This window comes from Bacillus sp. WC2503 (assembly GCF_052682895.1).
On sequence record NZ_JBQYMD010000001.1, the window covers coordinates 3,448,871 to 3,469,488 of the forward strand.

The following is a 20,618-nucleotide window of genomic DNA, read 5'->3' on the forward strand; positions in this document are numbered from 1 at the left end:
GTAAAAAAATCCTCCTGTGTATTACAAAATAATAAGTTCTTTTGGTGATTTCGTAATTACTTCATTACCTTCACTCGTTACAATGATATCATCTTCAATACGTACGCCGCCAATACCTGGAATATAAATACCTGGTTCTACTGTTACAGCCATACCTGGTTCAAGTACTGTATCAGAACGGAACGCTAAACCTGGCGCTTCATGGATTTCAAGGCCGATTCCATGACCAGTAGAGTGTCCAAAGTATTCACCATATCCTTTTTCCGTTATGTAATCACGCGTTAATGCATCTGCCTCGCGGCCTGTTAAACCAGCTTTAATACCGTTTACACCACGTAATTGTGCTTCTAAAACGACATTATAAATTTCTTTTAATTTATCAGATGGTTCACCGACTGCAATTGTACGAGTAATATCAGAACAATACCCTTTGTAATAAGCGCCGAAGTCTAATGTAACGAAATCTCCTGTTTCTATCACTTTTTCAGATGCCACGCCGTGCGGTAATGCCGAACGAAGACCTGAAGCAACGATAATATCAAACGAAGAAGATGTTGCTCCTTGTTTTCTCATGAAAAATTCAAGTTCATTTGACACTTCAATTTCAGATACTCCCGGGCGAATGAATGATAGAATATGCTCAAAGGCAGCATCTGCAATCTGTGCAGCTTCCTTTAATATCTTAATCTCTGAATCAGTCTTTATCAAGCGTAACTTTTCTACAAGCCCAGAAGTCGGGATAAATTCAGCTTCGATCGCCTCATTATGCGTTACGTAAGAGCTATATGTAAGAGTATCCTGCTCAAAGCCAAGCTTTTGAATTCCAAGTTCTTTCACTTGCTTTGCAACTTCATCAATAATTAATCCTGCATGCTGCACGATTTCATATCCAACAGCTTGTTTACTAGCCTGCTCTACATAACGAAAATCCGTAATAAATTGAGCACGCTCTTTTGAAATAAGTACAACCCCAGCTGTTCCAGTGAAGTTAGCCATGTATCTACGACTATGTTCATTTGTTAATAAAATACCGTCGATACCAGCCTCAGCAAATGCGCTTCTTAATCTTTCGATTTTCTCCATGACTTTATGCCTCCCTTAATTTCTCCATTAATGCAAATAACGCTAACTTATAGCCATAAAAACCAAATCCAACAATTTGTCCTGCACAAACAGCCGCCGTCACAGATTCGTGACGGAACGATTCACGCTGGTGAATGTTAGAGATATGTACTTCAATAACAGGAATCGAAATGCTCGCAATTGCATCTCGAATTGCATAGCTATAATGCGTAAATGCTCCAGGATTTAAAATGATCCCTTCATATATATCTTCAGCCTCATGAAGACGATCGATAATCGCACCTTCATGATTCGATTGGAAACATTCTAACTCCACTCCCATTGTTTTTGCTTCTTGCTTCATATCTGCTTCAAGTGTCGCTAACGTGCCCTTTCCATATACATTTACCTCACGAACACCGAGGCGATTTAAGTTAGGACCGTTTACGAGGAGTAACTTTTTCATATTCTTAAAACTCCTTAATATTAAATATCTATACAACATTTTAACATAGGAGTTACTTATTTGAATAGTTCGTCTTCTCTTCTCCTTCTTGCTCCGCTTTATTACTATTTACTGCGTAAGAAACAGAGTATGCAATAAACACACCATACAATATAAAAATACATATTGTCGTCACAATCGTCTCTTTCGGCAAATTGAACGCACTTTTAATAACAGGTGCCATTAAACCCATTCCGAAAAACAGTAACGCCCACCAAAATAGCCCATAAATAATCCCTGGAATGATTCCTTCAAATTTCGCCAAAAACGCTTTATACAAAAAGGAAATCAAGATTGAAAGAAGTCCCATGCAAACAATTCCTGACAGATTGCCCCATATCCCTTCTTTCCAACTCCCAAACGCAAATGGTAACAGTAAATAATTAGGTCCCGCTTCCGTGAATGAAAATATATGAAGGAAATACCATATTCCTCCCCAAAAAATTCCACCAAACAAACCGATTTGCACATAATTCCTTGTTCCTAATTGTTCTTGACTCACATCAACACCTCCGCTCAATAGTATGCCCGAAACTATTTTGAAGCATGTTTAAATACTGCGAAATTTGTCTATAAAAAGAATAAGAAATGTCCGACTCTCGTAACATTTTCTCTTGTCATATACTTGTATTTGTCGATAAAATAAAGGAAACTCGGTGATTGTCTTATTTCAAAACGACAGAACCCAGTATGACAATTGCCTCTTTTTCTACATAAGAGAGAAACAAATACAGGTTGGTGTTAACATGGCAGAAGAGTCAAAACAAATATATGGCGGGCAAGCAGTCATAGAAGGAGTTATGTTTGGCGGTAGAGAATATACTGTTACAGCGGTTCGTCGTAAAGATAAATCGATTGAATTTTATCGATTACCACGCGTTCGTAATAAAGCATTATCTATCCTAAAAAAAATTCCATTTTTACGAGGTATTGCCGCCATTGTGGACGCAAGTGCGAATGGAGCAAAGCATTTAAACTTCGCTTCAGAACGATTTGATGTCCACCCAGAAGATGATGAACAAATTGCAAATAAAAAAGAAGAACAATCAAAATTAACGATGGTATTAGGAGTTGCAGCAGTTGGCGTTTTATCTTTCATATTCGGTAAAGTCATTTTCACAGCAGTTCCTGCACTATTAGCTGAATTAACGAGACCGATTTTCCCATCTCATACAGGGCAAATCATTGTCGAAAGTGTCATTAAGCTCATGCTACTATTGAGCTATATATACTTTATTTCTTTAACCCCACTTATTAAACGGGTATTTCAGTATCACGGTGCAGAGCATAAAGTAATTAATGCTTATGAGAATAATCTTCCTATGACTGTAGAAAACGTCCAAAAGCAAACCCGCCTCCATTATAGATGTGGTAGTAGCTTTATTATATTTACAGTCATTATTGGAATGTTTGTTTATTTCCTCGTTCCTACAGATCCACTTTGGGCACGAGTAATAAACCGAATTTTATTAATTCCAGTCGTTCTCGGCATTTCGTTTGAAGTACTACAATTTACGAATCGATTGCGAGACATTCCTGTATTACGCATACTTGGATATCCCGGATTATGGCTGCAACTATTAACAACGAAAGAACCAACAGATGATCAAGTGGAAGTAGCTATTGCATCGTTTGAAGAATTATTACGTTTAGAAAACAAACAATAATTATTTAAAAATGGTGTTCAACTCCTCTCCTCATCGTTAATATACTAATTTTAATATATGTTTTTAGGAGGTGTTCCTTATGAACGGTCGTTCGTTTACTTTCGCTATATTTGTGCTTATAATTGGATTAGCAATATTCGGCCTTGTTTCATCTGTAATTACAAATCCAATGGGTGTATTAAGAAATATCGGGTATATGTTACTTGTTGTCGGTATCTTTTACTTGCTATACAAGATGTTTACTAATTCCAGTGGTTCTGCAAATTCGCAAAGCTCATATAAGCGCGCTGCAAAACAATCGAACCGCAAACATGGGAAACAAAATGTAGCACCCCTAAGCAATTCATTCTTGAAACGAAATACTTCTGATGACAAGGGCAAAAAGGGTAATTCTCCATCGTTGAAACGAAAAAGAAAACAATCTCATTTAACTGTCATTGAAGGTAAAAAGAACAAAAAGAAAGACCGTGCTTCCTTTTAGGAAATACGGTCTTTCTTTATACTTTCAAGCACTTCTTTCAAAGTTTTATCTATCATACTTTCAATTCGAAGGTGATGATTTTCAAATGGTAAATTTCTTGTCACATCATTTGGAACAACGACGCATTTTAATCCTGCCGCAACCGCTGCTTTCAATCCATTTAATGAGTCTTCAAATACAACAGCTTCTGATGGTTCAATTCCTAATTCCTCTATTGCAATTCGATAAAGTGCTGGATCTGGTTTTACCTTCTCAACATCTTCTCTCGTTTTAATTACTTCAAAATAATCTCGAATCTGTAGATCTTCTAAAAAACGAACAACCCATTCTCTAGATGAACTAGAAGCTAATGCGATTTTCAATCCCATTTCTTTCGCTTCTTCTAAATATTCTTTTACCCCATCACGCGCTTCTGGTATTTTCATTTTCTCTTTATGTAAAGTCGTCACCTTTTCTTTTAGTGCACGCTCGTTAAACTTTTCTTTTAATTGTTCCTTTAAATATGCATAAAGTACATTATCTGTCGTTCCAATACATTTCGCAAATTCCTCTAAAGGTAACTCTCCGCCGTACTCACGAACAGCATCTCTGAAAGAGTGAAACCATATTGTTTCTGTGTCCACAATTAATCCATCAAAATCAAAAATAATTGCTTTCATAATTCTCCCGTCCTTTTCGATTGAAATAAAAAAGGAAACGCCATCCGTTCCCCTTAATTACTTTTCTCTTCATTTGCTTTTTGAACACCACGAAGTGTTTCTACTCGAACCTCATCTTGTTCAAAATATTGTACTAAATCACCGATACGGTCAATTGCTTCCCAACTTAAATGATGTTCAATCCCTTCAACATCATTGTAAATCTTGCTTTCATCCAAACCAATAATACGCATAAACTGCTCTAGCAAGTCATGACGATATACGAGACGTTCTCCGATTTTTTTACCTTTTGATGTTAATACAAGCCCTCTATATTTTTCATAAATTAGATATTCATCTTTGTCTAATTTTTGCACCATTTTTGTTACAGAGGATGGATGTACACTAAGCGCTTCAGCAATATCAGATACGCGGGCATAACCCTTTTCATCAATCAACAAATAAATTTGTTCAATATAATCTTCCATACTAGGGGTAGGCATCGGTTTCCTCCATCCAATTTCATTTTGCTTATTCCGAACGAAGCAATCAATAAAATGATACACCAGAAAGAATAACGTGACAAGGTAGAAACGAGCCTAAATCTGCAAAAGAGAAAAGAACCCGCATTCAAATACAAGTTCCTTTCATGTGAAATATTGAATTTCTGCGTCAGGAAAAAAGTGACGAATATATCCTCGAATCGTTTCCTCCAATACTTCTGCATCATCTTTTTTATAGACGTATTTCCCAATACCGTATCGTCCCCATTTATATTTCCGCTTCTCTTCGTCCATTTCAAGTTTCGTATTCGGATAACGCGCTTGAATGACCTTTTTTGCCGGCTTCGTAAAGCGATGCTGAATTAATTCAAACGTTAAATTTGGTATCACCATATCTTTCAAGGCATTGTATAATCTCTCAAACAATTCACGATACCCCTCTTCCCATCCTTCATGCATATAAAGTGGCGCAACTATAAAGCCAAGTGGATAATTAGCCCCTGCCACTTTACGAGCAGCCTCAATTCTCTCTTCGAACGGCGATGTCCCCGGTTCAAAATTTTTAATCACATAACGTGAATTAATGCTAAATCGAAAACGCGTTTTCCCATTATGCTTTGCATCTAATAAATGATCAACGTGCGAATATTTCGTAACGAAACGTAAACGCCCATGCTCACTTTCTCCCATAAATTCGATCGTTCGCTTTAAAGCATGCGTTAAATGATCAATTCCAACGATATCTGATGTACACGCCGCTTCAAATCTTGTTATTTCTGGTGCCCTTTCATCCATATATTGCTGTGCCTTCTCAAATATTTCATCTAGATTCACATATACACGAACGTAAGGTTTACTACCAAGGGTCGTTTGCAAATAACAATAATGGCAATGTCCCATACACCCTGTTGCAAGCGGAATTGCATATTCAGCTGACGGCTTTGACGTATCAAACTTTAATGTCTTCCTCACCCCAACGACAAGCGTTGCCTTTGCATTGCGATACTTTTGCAAATCATTTTCACCTGGCAAATTTCTAATTTGATTATGGGATGTCGTTTCACGAATTTCTAATCCCATCTTCGTAAACTTCTCATACAGCTCTTTTCCAAGTGGATATTCGAGTGCCTTCGGTTCAAAGTAAACAAGTTTTGGCATAAACGGTTTCATATACTTCCCTCCTCTCGTTAGTATGGAGAACACGGAAAAATTAAAACGCATTAAAGTTTTCCACTTCAGTAACTTGCGTTGCAAGGCAAGTTACCTGAATAAAAGGTGGGGAAATCATGCATAGCCAAATGTTAAAAGGTGTACTCGAAGGTTGCATCCTATACATCATTTCGCAAGAAGAAGTGTATGGATATGAGCTGAGTACAAAATTAAATAAATACGGCTTTACATTTGTCAGCGAAGGAAGCATATATCCGTTATTGTTACGTATGCAAAAAGAGAGGCTAATTGAAGGAACATTAAAAGCTTCCTCACTCGGTCCAAAGCGAAAATATTATCATGTAACCGATAAAGGAATAGAACAGCTTGAAGAATTTAAACAAAGCTGGGGAATGGTTTCGACAACGGTGAACAACTTATTACAGGGAGAGTGATAGGGATGAATGCGCAAGACATGATTGAATTGAACAACAAAAAACGCAAACTTCTAACATTTGAAAACGAAGCTTCTTATGGCGATATGCTAGTATATCTTCGGTTATCTAACGTACCTGAACAACAAGTAGAAGAACTATTATTAGAAATATTAGATCATCTCATCGAAGCACAAAGAGAAAATAAAAATGCTTATGATATTTTCGGCAATGACTTACAATCTTATTGTGATGAACTCATATCGGCTTTACCAGCTCAAACAAAGTTAGAAAAAACTTCTTTAATCGGTTTTGTTATTAGCTTACTTCTTGCTATACAGTTTGGAATGGACGCCATTGCTTCTCTTTTCATTTTCTTTTTTGAAAAGAAAACCGAAATAATAAGTCCACCTTTTAGTATCCTGGGAACCACTTTGTCTGTTTCACTAATTGTACTAGGAATCCTACTTATTTTATATTTACTAAAGCGTTACTCCTTTAATCAAAAGATGAATTGGAAAAGACGAATTCTATTTGGTATCGCTTTTGCTACTCCATTTTGTTCAGCTGTATTCTTAAATATTTATTTTAAAAAGCAACCTTATCTCATTTACCACCTAACCTTTTGGCAAAACGCCTTAATTGCTATCTTATTTTTCATTTTATATAAATTACTATACAAAAAATCAAATTTTTAACAGCCTTTCAAAAGGCTGTTTTTCTTCTGTCTAATTTTACAAATTGAAAAATTTCATAAAGAAAATAAGAAAAATGCAAAATAATTAAAGTTAATTGTTGACGTGATGCTTTTATTATCGGTATCATAAATCTTCGTGAGCAATTATTTTTCGTTATACGATTTTTTTATTATTACTGAATTTTTGAGAGGAGAAATTAGATGTCAGTTAAGAAGAAAACGCAAGTACGCACCGGCAAAATGGTACGTGAACTAATGTTAGCAGACGAAGATGTAAATGCTTCGCTAATTATGGTATACAGTGAAAACGGTGTAAACGCAGAAATTAAAATCGAGGGCTTAACGCCGAAATGTAACGAAGAATTATTTTTGAGCGGAAACGTGGATTGGAACAAGAGTGTTATTTATAAAATTGTTGATTTCACTGGAAACGCTGAAGTTGGTAAAGTTACATTATCAGCGATGAACAAAAACAATGTTTCTCTAGAAATAGAACGCGTTATGTGGAGTAAAGAAAATAAAGAGGCTGCTGGTCAAGAAGAAACACCGGTAGAAGCCACACCGAAAAAAGAAGTAGTTGTAGAAGCTCCAAAAGCAGTTACACCTGCTCCTAAACCTATTACGCGTGTAGAAACACCTGCTATGGCCCCTAAGCCTACTCCGGTACCGACGCCGAAGCCAGTAAGCGTAGAAGCAGCTGTAGAACTAACTACTCCAGCACCTGTGAAAAAAGTAGTCCCTACTTCAGTTACAAAGCCAGAGACAGTACCGGTTGCTCCAGCAAAACCGAAACAACCTGCTTTGACTGAAACAAATTCAAAACTACAAGAAAATTATGTGAAACTCGTGAAAAAGACAATTGAAGTTTGTCAAGATTACGAGCTTGGCATCGACATAGATGATTCTATTGAAGGCTTAAAAGAAGAACTACAAAGCCAAGGTATTAGCGTTACATTCGACAAAGAAATTATGGACGTTGTAAATCGCCTTCGTTCTTTACAAGATAAAGGAATCAAAGTAGAAAAAGTACTTAATTTACTATAAAAAATAAGAGATGGCAATCGCCATCTCTTATTTTTTATAATTCCATTCCTTACTTTCATACTTTTCTTTTGCTAACGTTTGAACTTCATGTAACTGTTCTTCTGTTAATTCATATGGCACAAGCTCTATATCCAATCCTTTTTCAAACCCAACCTCGAACGCTTTAATTAACTGTTCGATCGTAAATGTACGGTCTGTCAATTTATTAATTGCTACCGCTTTAGAAGAAAACATACTTTTCATACGTTCTTTCACACGTTCATTTGGGAATAAAAATAGGTCGTATAGTTCGTCTAAATCTATTTCTAACGGAATCGATCCGTGCTGTAAAATAACACCTTTTTGACGTGTTTGAGCACTACCTGCGATTTTTCTTCCTTCAACTACAATTTCATACCAAGATGGCGCATCAAAACATACTCCTGAACGCGGATTTTTTAAATTCTCACGATCCGCCTCTGTTTTCGGAACTGCATAATACGCTTCTAATCCTAATGCCTTAAAACCGTCCAATAAGCCTTGCGAAATAACGCGGTATGCTTCCGTAACTGTTTTTGGCATATTTGGATGATCTTCAGACACAATAACACTGTACGTTAATTCTTTGTCATGTAGTACACCCCTGCCGCCTGTTTGACGACGAACGAACCCATATTTCTTTTCGTTAACTACATCCATATTTATATCTTTTTCAACACGCTGGAAATACCCGACTGTTAATGTTGGTACTTCCCATTCATAAAAACGAATTGTTGGTTGCATCTTCTTTTCACTTTGCCAATTTAATAAACATTCGTCTAACGCCATATTAAACGCTGGTGAACATTGACCAGAGTTAATATAACACCATTTTTCTTTTCCCATCCTACACCTCATATAACCAATTATTTTTCACATTCTCTAGTCTACCAAATTCGACAAAATTTGTGAAAGAATACGAAATTTCTCCTTATATACAAATGAATCTGTTGCATAAATACATATGGGCATTATAATATTGAAAGTAGGATAAGAAAAAAGGGAGCGATAGAACCGTGTCAACAACTTGGATTATTTTATTAGCCGTAATCGTAGCGTTCATCGGTTACACTGTATGGATGTATTTCTATCAGAAAAAATTAATTAAAACTCTTACAGAAGAAGAATTTCGCGCTGGCTACCGTAAAGCACAGCTTATCGATATTCGCGAAGCAGACGAATATAACGCAGGACACATTTTAGGTGCACGTAACATTCCGTTATCACAAATTCGCCTTCGTCATAAAGAACTTCGCCAAGATCAACCTGTTTACTTATACTGCCAAAGCGGATTCCGTACAGGCCGTGCAGCTCAATACTTAAAAAAACAAGGTTACAAAGATTTCTACCAATTACAAGGTGGATTTAAATCTTGGACAGGTAAAATTAAAAAGAAATAACATACAAAAACTAGCTGCATGCTGCAGTTAGTTTTTTATTTCATATTGTTTGCAATGTAATATAGATTCTTTTTTATTACATCTGCATCGTTCTCTTCTACATTACGATATAATAACTGATATTCAATCCCCTTTTCTTTCCATAGAAGCGTAGCAAATTCCTCTCCTCTCTCGAAGTCATCTTTATTTTTAAAATAAGCAGACGCTCCATTATTCAATTTCATTTGTTCTTGAAATCGCTTTTCTTCTACAAAATCCGGAAAACTGTAAGGGAAATTTGCAACAGTTAGCTCAATATACTCATGTCTACCTTGCTCCTGTTGTTTATATTTAATCGTTAAGACAGCATTCTTCTTTTCAATCGTTCTTACTTCACCCAACACATCACTCGTAATGTCATACGGTAAAAAGGTAGGAACTTTAAATTTCGCCGGAAAATATTTTGGAAGTTCTTTTAACGGAATCGGATCCGTAACGCGATCTGTAGCCCCACCTGTTGTTCCCACAAATGTTTTTTCTTCTTGCATCGTTTGCTGAAATGAACATGAGCTAAGTAATACACTAGAAAACACGAAACAAATGATTCCTTTTTTCAATTTGTTTCCGCCCTTTCATACCGCCCTCTTAACGAACAAAGCGTTTATATGTTGTTCATATTCGCTTGAATGCCACACTCCACCTTTGAAAACTTTCCTCGTTATTCTCACACATTTTGACAAAACTGCTTTCAAACAAACAGAAAGACTTCGCTATTCTTACGCCCAAACGAAATGGTTACGCGAATAATAGAAGTCCTATTTATAACATAGATTGTGAAAAGCTTTTCAGGTCAAGATTTTTTCATTCTACTTATTTTCCCTTTATAATAAGTAAAGAGGTGATCCATATGGCCAATATAAAACAAATCGCTAAAACTGCTGGTGTATCTATATCAACCGTTTCCCGTGTCTTAAATAATCACCCTTACGTAAAAGAAGACAAACGGAAACGAGTTCTAGAGGCGGTTGAAGAATTAAACTACGCAAAAAATATAAATGCTATTCATTTAATAAAGGGGAAAACATATACAATCGGGGTTATGCTCCCTTTCATTAATGTCCCTTACTTCAGTACCATTATTGAAGGAATCGGAAACGAAGCGTTAGCAGCTGGATATCACATTAATTTATGCCAAACAAATTACGATAGTATTGAAGAAATTCGTGTTCTTGAAATGATGAAAATGAAACAATTTGACGGGATGATTATTTGTTCTCGAACGAGTTCATGGGAACAAATCGAACCTTTCGCAAAATTCGCCCCTATTATTTCATGTGAAAAAATGAACCACCCCCTCATTTCATCTGTCTACGTAGATCATTATGAAGGATTCCGGCTCGGTACTGCATATTTACTAAGTAAAGGCCATGAAAAAATCGGAATTTGTTTAGCAAGAAAAACGAGTGTAAATTCTATGGAACGTGAAAAAGCGTTTGCTGATACACTTCATAACGAAGGTCAAACGTTACATCCTGAATGGATTTTTCATCAATGCTATACAATGCAGGACGGAGCACAAATACTCCACCGTATTTTACATATGAAAAATCGTCCAACTGCTATTTTCACAGCGAATGACCAAGTAGCTGCCGGTTTATTAACAGAAGCAAAGAAACATGGTGTTCGCGTCCCTGAAGATCTCGCTATTTTAGGATTCGATAACCATGAAATTTCAAAGGCGTTAGAAATTTCGACTATTGAACACCCTGGTCTTACGATGGGATCACGTGCTTTTACCTTATTCCATAAACAGATGCAGGACGAACAAATAACCGGGAACTCAGAAGAACTTCCATTCCATTTAATTGAGCGAAAAACAGTCTGAAAAGGAGCGTTAACTATAGCACTCTTTTTCAGCTTTTCACCTATTGACTTTGTGTTTTTTATCTCATATAATAAACCTAACGAACGGTAGGTAGGGGATGAAAATGACAGCAAATCGCATTAAAGCTGTAGCACTTTCTCATTTCGCACGCTACGGCTATGAAGGAACTTCATTGGCAAATATTGCCCAAGAAGTTGGGATTAAAAAACCATCGATTTACGCACACTTTAAAGGAAAAGAAGAGCTATATTTCATATGCTTAGAATCTGCTCTTCAAAAAGATTTGCAGAGCTTCACAGGCGATATCGAAAGCTTTTCCAATTCGTCCACTGAAGAATTGCTATTAAAATTATTAAAAGGCTACGCAAAACGATTTGGTGAAAGTGAAGAATCAATGTTTTGGTTACGAACTTCTTATTTTCCGCCTGATGCATTTCGCGAACAAATTATTAATAAAGCAAATGTACACATTGAAAACGTCGGAAAACTTTTATTCCCGGTATTTAAAAGAGCAAGCGAACAAGATGAGCTGCATAACATTGAAGTAAAAGACGCCTTAGAGGCTTTTCTATGCTTACTCGACGGTCTTATGGTTGAACTACTATACGCAGGTTTAAATCGTTTTGAGACACGTTTAGACGCTTCTTGGAAAGTATTTTGGCGCGGACTTTCAAACTGACGGATTGCTCCTTTGCAATGCGTCGTTTTTAAGCCCTTTACCTAACGACTGGTAGGAAGGAGAAATGACATATGGCATGGATTTATGTAATCATCGCTGGTATTATTGAAATCTTTTGGGTGATTGGACTAAAAAAAGCGGAGGCACCACTTGAGTGGGCTGGTGTTGCGCTATTAATTACAATTAGTTTCGTCTTATTATTTAGAGCTTATAAAGATTTACCTGTCGGCACTGTATACGCAGTCTTCACAGGAATCGGAGCGGGCGGAATCGTTCTTACAGAAATTTTCATCTTCGGAGAACCGTTCTCTATCGTAAAAGTTTTATTAATCGGTTTAATCTTCTTCGGAGTAATTGGTTTAAAACGAGTAACAGAAGAAAAAGAAACGAAGGAGGCCGCATAAAATGGCTTGGGTATTTTTAATTCTAGCTGGTATTTGTGAAATTATTGGTGTACTCTTTATGAAAGTAGCCACTGAAAAGAAAGGCTGGGCACCAAAAGTTATTTTAATCGCTAACTTCGGCGTAAGCTTCTTCTTCTTATCCCTTGCGATGGACACATTACCGATGGGAACTGCTTACGCGATTTGGACTGGAATCGGAACTGCCGGAAGTGCACTTCTAGGCATTCTTATTTTCCGAGAATCAGCGGATTGGCGTCGTCTTGCCTTCTTAAGCTGCATTCTATGCGGCGCTGTTGGCTTAAAACTATTAAGCTAACGTGAGGTGAATGTCATGTGGAGAGAAAAAGGAAAACAAATGTTAGCATGGATCACACTCGTGATCGCCATTCTACTGCAAGTAAGTTTTCATATAATAGAATGGTTGTTTCATAAAGTATTATCCATTCTTGCATTCCTTCCGAACATGACACTTGAAATTTTATCTATCGTTTGGTCCATTATCGCTTCCATTGCAATCGTAATTATATGGAGTATCGCCAAGCTATATAATAAGTTATTTAAAAAGGACAGTTACTCTGAAAAAGAGTAACTGTCCTTTTTTATATAGATTCAGACTTTCTATAGAAGTTTGATGTGATAAGACAAAGCAGACCAACTACGACAACACTCATACCAATTCCTTTATGCAAACTAGGAAATAGCATTGGTATATCCGAATAAAAGTTTGCTAATATGCAACCAATTGAAACTAAAAGTATTCCTATTCTATATAACCATTTTCTTTTGTTCATCATTCTCCCTCCTAAAATTTTTCATACACTCCTTCCTTTTGGACATACTACCTAAAAAAGGAGTGGATCCTATGCAAAATTCTATACATAAACAGATCCTATTTTTATTTTTCCTCTTTCTCATTCTCATTATCGTTTTCAGCTTTATATTACATACTCCAAAAGATGTTGTACCGAATAGCCTCTCTGTTTATAAACTATTACTTTCATATTGTCGATATTGAAGAAGGTGCCTTTTATGAGGCACCTTTTAAAATTCTCTCTTCTCATACAATTTCATTGAAACGAAGGCAGATACTATGAACATGCATATTGAACTAACGAATAATAAACTGTTATATAGTTGGATTTGTTCCAGGTTGATTTCAAAGAACATAGTACAAATGGCTGTCGGTGCTATTAGCATGAAAAGCGTAATAAAAATAGCTTTTTTATATGCTAGCCAAAATGATATCGGTAAAACCAAGCTTAAATATATTAAAATAAAGCTAATACTAGCAACCATTGTCGTTTCAATAAATTCAAATAGGTTAACCCCATTCTTCATTCCCATCGTGAAACAACCGACTATTACACTTATAAAAAGAATAATAATTGCTACTATATATTTCGCATACACAATTTGTTTTCTCAATATTGGTAAACTATTTACTATCACTTCACTCTCATTTTTACTATCTGCTTCAAATGTTTTTACTGTTGCCCCAATTGTAATAATTACTGACATAATTATGAACAGATTTTCCGTATCTGTTAAGGCCATATAAAAGAAAATAGGATACAGTATGTACCAAATTAAAAATTTCCATTGAATGATGAAACCTTTTAAAATTAATTGCTTAATCATGTATTACACCTCCTAACATGAAAATGCCACTTCTATAACTCTGCCTCTTGAAACATTTTCATTGAGAGTAACATTGATATGACTATACTTACTAACACTCCGATACCAAGAACACTCATCGCTACTGTAGCATCCTCAGAGTGAAGTACTTTTAACATAATTGTTTTATCACCAAAAACATTACACATAAGGCCAATCATACCTATTAAAGGAAAAATCATAATTACATACAAGACAGTAGTAGCTTTATTTCCTCCGATGTAATTAGTAGGTATCATTATCACACAATAAATCAAAGTTGCTACTATTGCTGAAAACATTGCATATCCAGGAATAACTATATCTCTGTCCAACAAAATATTTCCTAATATTACGACTATAAAAGTTGTACTCAAACCGACTATAATAAATAATGTAGTTGAAATATATTTAGCTATAACTATCTCTTTTCTCGTTATAGGCAAACTCACTAATACTTTTTCTGTTTTACTTTTTTCTTCATAATAAAAAGAAATATATATAATCATACTACATGTCATAAATAATCCTATTGCAATCCCCATCGGTTCTACAGAATTCCTAAAAATCGATAAAACGGGTATTAAAAAATAGAAAGGAATCATCTTCTTCTGTAAGAAAAACTCCTTCAAAATTAACTGTTGCATATGAATTCTCCTCTCTATAAATCACGGGCTCCATAAATTTTAATTGTTAGAAACATAGAAGCGATATAAATACTAACTAATGTAATGAATCCAACTATAAATACACCAATATGCATAGGATTCATAATCCACTCAATGAATGAAGGTGCTATTCCATTGATCTCATCACTAATAAATATCCAAAGTATCCCTCCGACTCCTATTGAGGCTGCTGATACTATACTTCTTACTACCTTCGACTTTGTACCATAATAACTAGGGAAAAACGTGACAACCAAAAATACGGCGTAAACAGCTCCATTTATTATTTCATACCACGGAATTTCAATGTATAGATTAGGATGATATGCACCGATATCACCGATGACCACAATGCCTCTTATAAGAAAAACAACTAACATCGTAGAGAGCATGCCACCTACAATAAATATTGCACAGGAAATATATCTAGCAATTATGATATCCTTTCGACTTAACGGTAAACTATTTATTACAATGTCACTTTTATTCCTTTCATCCATATAGATTAGCGTCATAACGGAGGAAAGGGTTATAAATAGACAACTCATCGGAAATAACAATTCACTCCCGGGCTCAAGTAAAAAGAACATAAGGGGCATAATAAGATTCACTAACCAAGTTACCCGAAAAAAGAACAAATCTTTATAGATGAGCTGACGCATAGGCACCTCTCCCTTTCGCAGTGTAAACGATAATATCATCTAATGTAGGCTTTTCTAGTACAACCTCATTTCCAAACCAATCGATAATTACTTGTTTATCCTTCGCTAAACCTTCAAAACCAAATTTATTTTTTCGTAATCCAACAAATAGCTCTTTTCCTTCTCGATCCAATAAATCATTACTTCCCTTTACGATTACGTAGCTCTCCATTAATTCATCTTTCTCACCAGTAAATATAATTTCCCCATCGTTGATAAAAGTAATATAATCTGCGATGCGCTCTAAGTCTGTTGTAATGTGCGTTGAGAATAATACAGATACTTCATCTTCCATTACAATTTCTTGCAATATATCAAGCAATTCACTTCGAACAACTGGGTCCAATCCTGCTGTTGGTTCATCCATAATAATAAACTCTGCATGATGCGAAAGCGCGATGGCAATCGCAAATTTCATTTTCATCCCTTTAGATAACTCTTTAATTTTTTTATACTTTGGAACTTGTAATCTCTCCATATACGATTGATACTGACATTCGTCCCACTTTTTATATAGCGGTGCAATAATACGCTTCATTTGTTCACACGTTAAATCTTCGTAGTAATGATTTTCATCATATACAAAGCCGATATTTTGTTTTATTTCCTTTTCTGCTTTCTTATTGTCCTTGCCAAAAATTTGTATATCGCCGCTCTCTTTTCTAATTAAATTCATAATCATTTTGATCGTCGTACTTTTCCCAGCACCATTCGGTCCGACAAATCCCATAATATATCCACGTGGCAGCGTAAAACTTATATTTTTCACTGCAAAATCTTGATATCTTTTACAAACGTTTTTTAGCTCTAACATTCCTTATTCCCCCTCATATAAACACGCAATCATCTGCTGTAAATCTTCAAGTGAAAGCTGCAACACTTTACTTTCTCTCACAATTTCTTCAGCCTTACTTTCCAATAAACGTAAGCGCTGTTCTTTTAATAGTTCATTGTTTTTACGTGAAACATAAGTCCCCTTCCCAGCAACAGTTTCTATATATCCTTCTTTTTCAAGTTCCTCGTACGCACGCTTCGTTGTAATTACACTAATTTGTAATTCCTTCGCTAAGCTACGAATAGACGGCAGTTGGTCTCCCCCCTTTAAACCACCATTTAAAATAAGCTGGCTTAATTGTTTCCTTATTTGTACATAAATAGGGTCTTGGGAAGAATTCGAAATAATAATATTCATGTTTTCCTCCAGTGTGTATATACTGTATATATCTTATATATACAGTATATGCACACCATCCTATTTTTGGCAAGAAAAAAAGACCAACATTTTCCTGTTGGTCTTTCGTATATGTATCACTTTTCAAAGCGATCTAACATTTCGTCTCTCATTCCGAAACTAACAACCGCAATTCCTACATACATAAACAGAAGGAATGCCGGATGAACTGTATTGTACCAGCTGCTATCAACAATTAAATAAATCGTTAACGCCACAACAAGAACAAACGCTAAAATAAACATATAAAAGTGTCTTGTACTACCCATGATAAACTCCTCTCTACTCTCTGCACCATTCAACAGTATATTTTATCGAATAATTCGATATGACTCAAGGTTAACTTTCTTTTATGTAATCAAGTTCTACCTTTACAATGTCCTCACATGCTATTGAAATGATTGTTCCTTGTTTATCAATCGCCGTCACTTCTCTATTATCCATTACACGATGTGCTACTCTTTCTAACACTTTTCCTTGGTCTCGATAGCAAAATTCTTTTACATCTTTAATTGTTTCTCCATTTTCTAAATGGTATACCATTCTATAACATCGATATCCCACACTTTCACCCCCGCCTTGCTCGTTTTTTCACATATACATAAAAATGAGTAATTTTTGCCTCATCACATCTTCTTAATTTCAATAAAATTCTAACAAAAATAAATACTTTTATCAAACCGACTTTTTCAACAAAACTACCTATAAAACTACATCTTTACACAATTATGAAACAAAAAATATAAAGTTTTAACATTTTCTTCACTATTTCTGCATAAAGTGAAACTTTAATCAGTAGGGATTTTTGTTCATCCCCACTGATTATTAGCCTTCACCAATCGGGCATTTACGGACAGTTTATCTCCCACCTGGCTTCTTTGCACCAGCTAAGTTTTGAGTTGGGAGTTTTACTGTCCACAAATAGCGGGACAAATTCTCCAAACAAAAAAAGAACCCGCATGTAGCGAGTTCTTTTTTATTCTAATCAAACTTGTACAGGAGCAAGCTTTTCATAACGTAAAACAGGTTTACGAGCAGCCATCGTTTCGTCTAAACGTTTAATAACTGTAGTGTGCGGTGCTTCTTGTACAACTTCTGGATTTTCTTCTACTTCTTTAGCGATTTGAATCATCTTATCAATGAAACCATCTAACGTTTCTTTTGATTCTGTTTCTGTCGGTTCAATCATAATACATTCTTCCACATTTAATGGGAAGTAAATTGTTGGTGGGTGGTAACCGAAATCAAGCAGACGTTTTGCAATATCTAATGTACGTACACCAAGTTTCTTTTGACGACGACCTGATAATACAAATTCATGCTTACAATGTCTATCGAACGGAAGATCATAGAACGGCGCTAATCTTCTCATCATATAATTCGCATTTAATACAGCATACTCAGTTACTGCACGTAGTCCATCTGGACCCATAGAACGAATGTATGTGTATGCACGAACGTTAATACCGAAGTTACCATAGAATGGTTTCACACGCCCAATTGCTTCTGGACGATCGTAATTGAAGTGGTAGCCATTTTCCGTTTTCTCTAAAATTGGTTTTGGTAAGTACGGAATTAAATCAGCCTTCACACCTACTGGACCAGAACCTGGACCACCGCCGCCATGCGGACCTGTAAATGTTTTATGAAGGTTTAAATGCACAACGTCAAATCCCATATCTCCTGGGCGCGCTTGGCTTAATACCGCATTTAAGTTTGCACCATCATAGTATAATTTACCGCCTGCATTATGGACGATTTCAGCCATTTCTAAAATATTTTCTTCGAATAGACCTAATGTATTTGGATTTGTTAACATAAGTGCTGCTGTTTCTTCGTTTACAACACGTTTTAAATCTTCTAAGTCAACAAGACCATGTTCATTCGATTTTACTGTAATTGTTTCAAAACCAGCTACAGTTGCAGATGCTGGATTCGTTCCGTGAGCAGAGTCAGGAACAATTACTTTCGTACGGTTAAAGTCACCATTTGCTTCATGGTAGGCACGAATTAACATTAAACCTGTCCATTCTCCGTGTGCACCTGCTGCTGGTTGTAATGTAACAGTATCCATACCTGTAATTTCAATTAAATGCTCTTGTAAGTCGTACATTAATTCCATTGCACCTTGTACTGTCTTTTCATCTTGAAGTGGATGAATATTTGCAAATCCTGCAAAACGAGCTACATTCTCATTAATTTTCGGATTATATTTCATCGTACAAGATCCAAGTGGATAGAATCCAGAATCCACGCCGTGGTTACGGTTTGAAAGTGCTGTATAGTGGCGCATAATGTCAAGTTCAGATACTTCTGGTAGCTCTGCATCTTCTACTCGAATATAATCGCTCTCAAATACATCTTCTAGTTTCACTTCTTCTACATCTAATTTGGGTAAGCTATATCCTACGCGTCCTTCTTTAGTCACTTCAAAAATAAGTGCTTGGTCTTGGTTCTTCATTGGATAGCCCCCATTTCGTTTACAAGTGTGTCAATTTCCTCTTTTGTACGAAGCTCAGTTACTGCTAACAGCATATGATTTTCTAATTCTTTATAATCACGGCCTAGATCATAACCACCGATAATATTCTTTTGTAGTAATGCGTCGTTTACTTCTTTCACTGGACGTTTGCAATCTACAACGAATTCATTGAAGAATGGTCCAGCAAATGTAGCTGTGAAGCCTTTCGCTTCGAATTGACGTTTTGCATATTGTGCTTTAGAAATATTTTGACGTGCCATTTCTTTCACACCTTGTTTTCCAAGTGCCGTCATTGCAACAGAAGCTGCTAATGCATTTAACGCTTGGTTTGAACAAATGTTAGATGTCGCTTTGTCACGACGAATATGCTGTTCACGTGCTTGTAGCGTTAATACAAATCCACGTTTACCATCTGAATCTACCGTTTGTCCGACAAGACGTCCTGGAATTTTACGCATAAATGCTTTCGTTGTTGCAAAGTAACCACAGTGTGGTCCACCAAACTGTGTTGGAATACCGAATGGTTGTGCATCACCGATTACAATGTCAGCACCGAATTTCCCTGGTGGTGTTAATGCGCCTAATGATAACGGATTTGAAGAAACGATAAATAATGATTTTTGTTGATGAACGATTTTTTCAATATCAGCTAACTTTTCAACTTGTCCGAAGAAGTTTGGATATTGAACGATTACACAAGCAACTGTATCGTCTACTTCGCTTTGTAATACGTCTAAATCTGTTACACCATCTTTATGATTAATTTCAACAACTTCTAGATGTTGACCTTTTGCATAAGTTTCAAGTACTGCTCTTGATTCTGGGTGCACTGCACTAGATACAAGAATTTTCTTTTTACGAGTATGGCCAGCCGCTAACATTGCCGCTTCAGCTAAAGCTGTACCTCCGTCATACATAGAAGAGTTTGCTACATCCATTCCTGTTAATTCACAAATCATTGTTTGGAATTCAAAGATTGCTTGTAATTCCCCTTGTGAAATTTCTGGTTGGTATGGCGTGTAAGCAGTATAAAACTCTGAACGAGAAATAACATGATCAACAATTACTGGAGCATAATGATCGTATACGCCTGCTCCTAAGAAAGAAGCATATTCTTTTAAATTAGCATTTTTACCAGCCATTTGAGATAGCTCTTTTAAAAGCTCTGGCTCTGATTTTGCTTCTTTAATTTTTAAATCCCCTTTAAAACGAACACTCTCTGGAATATCAGAGAATAATTCGTCGATCGTTTGAACGCCGATCGTTTGTAACATTTCTTTTTTGTCTTCTTCTGTCATTGGAAGATAACGATGCAACATGAAATCTACCCCTCTC

General features: G+C 36.0%; 29 protein-coding genes. 11 read left to right on the forward strand and 18 right to left on the reverse strand.

Annotated features, from left to right (window positions below; translation table 11 throughout):
• Positions 1 to 21: 21 nt before the first annotated feature.
• Genes pepQ through ACUN26_RS17620 form a run of 3 tightly spaced genes read right to left on the reverse strand, consistent with a single transcriptional unit; the run spans position 22 to position 2,069 of the window.
• A complete protein-coding gene (pepQ, locus tag ACUN26_RS17610; RefSeq protein ID WP_000411034.1) occupies positions 22 to 1,083 on the reverse strand; it encodes a Xaa-Pro dipeptidase in 1,062 nt (353 codons plus the stop codon).
• A gap of 4 nt (positions 1,084 to 1,087) precedes the next feature.
• Positions 1,088 to 1,528: a type II 3-dehydroquinate dehydratase gene (aroQ, locus tag ACUN26_RS17615; protein ID WP_000735144.1), complete on the reverse strand. Its 441-nt coding sequence runs from the start codon at positions 1,526 to 1,528 to the stop codon at positions 1,088 to 1,090.
• Positions 1,529 to 1,580: 52 nt separating this feature from the next.
• Complete coding sequence (locus ACUN26_RS17620) at positions 1,581 to 2,069, reverse strand: YqhR family membrane protein (protein ID WP_000076902.1); 489 nt, start codon at positions 2,067 to 2,069, stop codon at positions 1,581 to 1,583.
• 244 nt (positions 2,070 to 2,313) lie between these two features.
• On the opposite strand from ACUN26_RS17620, the gene ACUN26_RS17625 reads away from it, so the two are divergent.
• Complete coding sequence (locus ACUN26_RS17625) at positions 2,314 to 3,234, forward strand: DUF1385 domain-containing protein (protein WP_000797102.1); 921 nt, start codon at positions 2,314 to 2,316, stop codon at positions 3,232 to 3,234.
• Positions 3,235 to 3,313: 79 nt separating this feature from the next.
• Positions 3,314 to 3,715, forward strand: coding sequence for an SA1362 family protein (locus tag ACUN26_RS17630; protein WP_001014465.1), 402 nt, complete (start codon positions 3,314 to 3,316; stop codon positions 3,713 to 3,715).
• On the opposite strand, the gene ACUN26_RS17635 is transcribed toward ACUN26_RS17630, so the two are convergent.
• The 3 genes from ACUN26_RS17635 to splB all read right to left on the reverse strand — a co-directional run bounded on the left by ACUN26_RS17635 (position 3,712) and on the right by splB (position 6,026).
• Entirely contained in the window at positions 3,712 to 4,374 is a 663-nt protein-coding gene (locus ACUN26_RS17635; RefSeq protein WP_000643926.1) for an HAD family hydrolase, read from the reverse strand. The genes ACUN26_RS17630 and ACUN26_RS17635 overlap by 4 nt on opposite strands.
• A gap of 53 nt (positions 4,375 to 4,427) precedes the next feature.
• On the reverse strand, positions 4,428 to 4,856 hold the full coding sequence (gene mntR / locus ACUN26_RS17640; protein ID WP_001143071.1) for a transcriptional regulator MntR: 429 nt from the start codon (positions 4,854 to 4,856) through the stop codon (positions 4,428 to 4,430).
• 144 nt (positions 4,857 to 5,000) lie between these two features.
• Entirely contained in the window at positions 5,001 to 6,026 is a 1,026-nt protein-coding gene (splB, locus tag ACUN26_RS17645; RefSeq protein ID WP_000802126.1) for a spore photoproduct lyase, read from the reverse strand.
• Between the two features lie 116 nt (positions 6,027 to 6,142).
• Between splB and ACUN26_RS17650 the strand changes: the two genes are divergently transcribed.
• From ACUN26_RS17650 to ACUN26_RS17660, 3 genes are all read left to right on the forward strand, one after another.
• Entirely contained in the window at positions 6,143 to 6,460 is a 318-nt protein-coding gene (locus ACUN26_RS17650) for a PadR family transcriptional regulator (protein ID WP_000556090.1), read from the forward strand.
• A 5-nt stretch (positions 6,461 to 6,465) separates the two neighbouring features.
• On the forward strand, positions 6,466 to 7,137 hold the full coding sequence (locus tag ACUN26_RS17655) for a DUF1129 family protein (RefSeq protein WP_000993594.1): 672 nt from the start codon (positions 6,466 to 6,468) through the stop codon (positions 7,135 to 7,137).
• A 200-nt stretch (positions 7,138 to 7,337) separates the two neighbouring features.
• Positions 7,338 to 8,180 carry a hypothetical protein gene (locus tag ACUN26_RS17660; RefSeq protein WP_000111888.1) on the forward strand — a complete coding sequence of 281 codons (843 nt, stop codon included), beginning with the start codon at positions 7,338 to 7,340 and terminating at the stop codon, positions 8,178 to 8,180.
• Positions 8,181 to 8,207: 27 nt separating this feature from the next.
• Here the strand turns inward: ACUN26_RS17660 and ACUN26_RS17665 are convergent, their stop codons facing one another.
• Entirely contained in the window at positions 8,208 to 9,044 is an 837-nt protein-coding gene (locus ACUN26_RS17665; RefSeq protein ID WP_000514090.1) for a lipoate--protein ligase family protein, read from the reverse strand.
• Between the two features lie 170 nt (positions 9,045 to 9,214).
• Here ACUN26_RS17665 and ACUN26_RS17670 point away from each other — a divergent pair, with 170 nt between their 5' ends.
• Positions 9,215 to 9,598: a rhodanese-like domain-containing protein gene (locus tag ACUN26_RS17670; protein WP_000108653.1), complete on the forward strand. Its 384-nt coding sequence runs from the start codon at positions 9,215 to 9,217 to the stop codon at positions 9,596 to 9,598.
• A 35-nt stretch (positions 9,599 to 9,633) separates the two neighbouring features.
• Here the strand turns inward: ACUN26_RS17670 and ACUN26_RS17675 are convergent, their stop codons facing one another.
• Complete coding sequence (locus ACUN26_RS17675) at positions 9,634 to 10,170, reverse strand: hypothetical protein (protein WP_002048959.1); 537 nt, start codon at positions 10,168 to 10,170, stop codon at positions 9,634 to 9,636.
• Between the two features lie 314 nt (positions 10,171 to 10,484).
• Here ACUN26_RS17675 and ACUN26_RS17680 point away from each other — a divergent pair, with 314 nt between their 5' ends.
• The 5 genes from ACUN26_RS17680 to ACUN26_RS17700 all read left to right on the forward strand — a co-directional run bounded on the left by ACUN26_RS17680 (position 10,485) and on the right by ACUN26_RS17700 (position 13,134).
• Positions 10,485 to 11,462: a LacI family DNA-binding transcriptional regulator gene (locus ACUN26_RS17680; protein ID WP_001273954.1), complete on the forward strand. Its 978-nt coding sequence runs from the start codon at positions 10,485 to 10,487 to the stop codon at positions 11,460 to 11,462.
• A gap of 97 nt (positions 11,463 to 11,559) precedes the next feature.
• Positions 11,560 to 12,141: a TetR/AcrR family transcriptional regulator gene (locus ACUN26_RS17685; protein ID WP_002005730.1), complete on the forward strand. Its 582-nt coding sequence runs from the start codon at positions 11,560 to 11,562 to the stop codon at positions 12,139 to 12,141.
• Positions 12,142 to 12,212: 71 nt separating this feature from the next.
• Entirely contained in the window at positions 12,213 to 12,545 is a 333-nt protein-coding gene (locus ACUN26_RS17690; protein WP_000312340.1) for a DMT family transporter, read from the forward strand.
• 1 nt (position 12,546) lies between these two features.
• On the forward strand, positions 12,547 to 12,861 hold the full coding sequence (locus ACUN26_RS17695; protein WP_000312621.1) for a DMT family transporter: 315 nt from the start codon (positions 12,547 to 12,549) through the stop codon (positions 12,859 to 12,861).
• A gap of 15 nt (positions 12,862 to 12,876) precedes the next feature.
• A complete protein-coding gene (locus tag ACUN26_RS17700) occupies positions 12,877 to 13,134 on the forward strand; it encodes a DUF3975 family protein (protein ID WP_000267969.1) in 258 nt (85 codons plus the stop codon).
• A 10-nt stretch (positions 13,135 to 13,144) separates the two neighbouring features.
• On the opposite strand, the gene ACUN26_RS17705 is transcribed toward ACUN26_RS17700, so the two are convergent.
• The 10 genes from ACUN26_RS17705 to gcvPA all read right to left on the reverse strand — a co-directional run bounded on the left by ACUN26_RS17705 (position 13,145) and on the right by gcvPA (position 20,602).
• The gene (locus tag ACUN26_RS17705; protein WP_001042435.1) at positions 13,145 to 13,336 is read right to left on the reverse strand and encodes a hypothetical protein; all 192 of its coding nucleotides are present in this window, start codon (positions 13,334 to 13,336) and stop codon (positions 13,145 to 13,147) included.
• A gap of 250 nt (positions 13,337 to 13,586) precedes the next feature.
• Positions 13,587 to 14,183 carry an ABC-2 transporter permease gene (locus ACUN26_RS17710; RefSeq protein ID WP_000595355.1) on the reverse strand — a complete coding sequence of 199 codons (597 nt, stop codon included), beginning with the start codon at positions 14,181 to 14,183 and terminating at the stop codon, positions 13,587 to 13,589.
• 32 nt (positions 14,184 to 14,215) lie between these two features.
• Complete coding sequence (locus ACUN26_RS17715; protein ID WP_001186575.1) at positions 14,216 to 14,848, reverse strand: ABC-2 transporter permease; 633 nt, start codon at positions 14,846 to 14,848, stop codon at positions 14,216 to 14,218.
• A 14-nt stretch (positions 14,849 to 14,862) separates the two neighbouring features.
• Positions 14,863 to 15,531, reverse strand: coding sequence for an ABC-2 transporter permease (locus ACUN26_RS17720; RefSeq protein WP_001249435.1), 669 nt, complete (start codon positions 15,529 to 15,531; stop codon positions 14,863 to 14,865).
• On the reverse strand, positions 15,512 to 16,384 hold the full coding sequence (locus ACUN26_RS17725) for an ABC transporter ATP-binding protein (protein WP_000891283.1): 873 nt from the start codon (positions 16,382 to 16,384) through the stop codon (positions 15,512 to 15,514). The genes ACUN26_RS17720 and ACUN26_RS17725 overlap by 20 nt, the downstream gene beginning before the upstream one ends.
• A 3-nt stretch (positions 16,385 to 16,387) precedes the next feature.
• On the reverse strand, positions 16,388 to 16,762 hold the full coding sequence (locus tag ACUN26_RS17730; RefSeq protein ID WP_001021357.1) for a GntR family transcriptional regulator: 375 nt from the start codon (positions 16,760 to 16,762) through the stop codon (positions 16,388 to 16,390).
• 116 nt (positions 16,763 to 16,878) lie between these two features.
• Positions 16,879 to 17,070: a hypothetical protein gene (locus tag ACUN26_RS17735; RefSeq protein WP_000535934.1), complete on the reverse strand. Its 192-nt coding sequence runs from the start codon at positions 17,068 to 17,070 to the stop codon at positions 16,879 to 16,881.
• 70 nt (positions 17,071 to 17,140) lie between these two features.
• Entirely contained in the window at positions 17,141 to 17,344 is a 204-nt protein-coding gene (locus ACUN26_RS17740; protein WP_002039587.1) for a DUF3929 family protein, read from the reverse strand.
• Between the two features lie 442 nt (positions 17,345 to 17,786).
• Positions 17,787 to 19,262: an aminomethyl-transferring glycine dehydrogenase subunit 2 gene (gcvPB, locus tag ACUN26_RS17745; RefSeq protein WP_000795710.1), complete on the reverse strand. Its 1,476-nt coding sequence runs from the start codon at positions 19,260 to 19,262 to the stop codon at positions 17,787 to 17,789.
• Positions 19,259 to 20,602, reverse strand: a complete 1,344-nt coding sequence (gene gcvPA / locus ACUN26_RS17750) for an aminomethyl-transferring glycine dehydrogenase subunit 1 (RefSeq protein WP_000903224.1) — start codon at positions 20,600 to 20,602, stop codon at positions 19,259 to 19,261. The genes gcvPB and gcvPA overlap by 4 nt, the downstream gene beginning before the upstream one ends.
• Between the last annotated feature and the right edge of the window lie 16 nt (positions 20,603 to 20,618).